At 40.4% G+C, this 228-nt stretch carries 1 protein-coding gene; it reads right to left on the reverse strand.

Translation table 11 applies throughout. From position 1 onward, the window contains the following. Window positions 1-228, reverse strand: a 228-nt coding sequence (locus CBI42_RS12180; protein ID WP_142294181.1) for a recombinase family protein, incomplete at both ends; no start/stop codon positions are given.

The following is a 228-nucleotide window of genomic DNA, read 5'->3' on the forward strand; positions in this document are numbered from 1 at the left end:
ACCCTTACTTTGAATGGTGTTCATGATCTTAGTTAAATCCTGGTTGTTTCTGCCTAAGCGATCTAATTCAGTGACCAGGACAATATCTCCCTCACAAATATAGGCCAGCATTTTTTGCAGTTCTGGCCGATTAGTGTTAGCTCCACTTAATTTATCCGTAAATAATTTATCAACGCCTTTTAAGGCCGCTAGCTGTCGATCTAAATGTTGCTCTTTGGAACTCACACG

The organism is Streptococcus sp. KR (genome assembly GCF_002238115.1).
GTDB lineage: Bacteria > Bacillota > Bacilli > Lactobacillales > Streptococcaceae > Streptococcus.